The 1416-nt window shown below is 72.0% G+C and carries 1 protein-coding gene; it reads left to right on the forward strand.

Annotated elements, in window-relative coordinates; translation table 11 throughout:
• Positions 1-75 precede the first annotated feature (75 nt).
• The coding region (locus ACSNOH_RS34760) for a DNA polymerase III subunit gamma and tau (protein ID WP_436725439.1) at positions 76-1416 on the forward strand (1341 nt) is incomplete at its 3' end.

Below are 1416 nucleotides of genomic sequence, written 5' to 3' on the forward strand. Positions count from 1 at the left end.
GTGCGGGGGCGGGTCGCGGGGGCCCGGAGATGTGAGCGAGGCCACTTGTCAGTGGGGCCCGATATCGTCGTAGGTGTGTCGTCCCTCGCGCTCTACCGCCGTTACCGCCCCGAGTCCTTCGCCGAGGTCATCGGGCAGGAGCATGTCACCACCCCGTTGCAGCAGGCGCTGCGGAACAACAGGGTCAATCACGCGTATCTGTTCAGCGGACCGCGCGGCTGCGGCAAGACGACGAGCGCGCGCATCCTCGCCCGCTGTCTGAACTGCGAGCAGGGGCCGACGCCCACTCCCTGCGGGGAGTGCCAGTCGTGCCGGGACCTCGCGCGCAACGGGCGCGGGTCGATCGACGTCATCGAGATCGACGCCGCCTCCCACGGTGGTGTGGACGACGCCCGTGAGCTGCGGGAGAAGGCCTTCTTCGGGCCCGCCTCCAGCCGCTACAAGATCTACATCATCGACGAGGCCCACATGGTCACCTCGGCGGGCTTCAACGCCCTGCTGAAGGTGGTCGAGGAGCCGCCGGAGCACCTCAAGTTCATCTTCGCGACCACGGAGCCCGAGAAGGTCATCGGGACCATCCGCTCCCGTACGCACCACTACCCCTTCCGGCTCGTCCCCCCGGGCACGCTGCGTGAGTACCTGGGCGAGGTGTGCGAGCGCGAGGCCATCCCCGTGGAGGACGGGGTGCTGCCGCTGGTCGTGCGGGCGGGTGCCGGGTCCGTGCGTGACTCGATGTCCGTCATGGACCAGCTCCTCGCCGGTGCGGCCGAGGACGGTGTGACATATGCCATGGCGACGTCCCTCCTGGGATACACGGACGGCTCGCTGCTCGACGCCGTGGTGGACGCCTTCGCGGCGAACGACGGCGCGGCGGCCTTCGAGGTCGTCGACCGCGTCATCGAGGGCGGCAACGATCCCCGCCGCTTCGTCGCCGACCTCCTGGAGCGCCTGCGCGACCTCGTGATCCTCGCCGCCGTGCCCGACGCGGCGGAAAAGGGGCTGATCGACGCTCCCGCCGATCTCGTGGAGCGCATGCAGGCCCAGGCCGGCGTCTTCGGCCCGGGCGAGCTCAGCCGTGCCGCCGACCTGGTCAACGAAGGCCTGACCGAGATGCGGGGCGCCACTTCGCCGCGGCTGCAGCTGGAGCTGATCTGCGCGCGCGTCCTGCTCCCCGCCGCCTACGACGACGAGCGGTCCGTACGGGCCCGGCTCGACAAGCTGGAGCGGGGCGCGGCCGCGGTGGTCTCCGCTCCCCTGGTTCCCGCCACGGGGTATGTGCCCGGGCCCGGTGCGCACGCCCCTGACCAGGCCTACGCGCCGTCCGCGGCCGCTTCCGGGCTGTCCGGTCCGGCCGCCGCCCGCGCAGCGGTCTCCGGGGCTCCTGCACCCGCTGCCGCCCCTCCCGCCGCCCTGGCC

It is taken from the genome of Streptomyces sp. URMC 127 (genome assembly GCF_051386535.1).
Classification (GTDB): domain Bacteria; phylum Actinomycetota; class Actinomycetes; order Streptomycetales; family Streptomycetaceae; genus Streptomyces.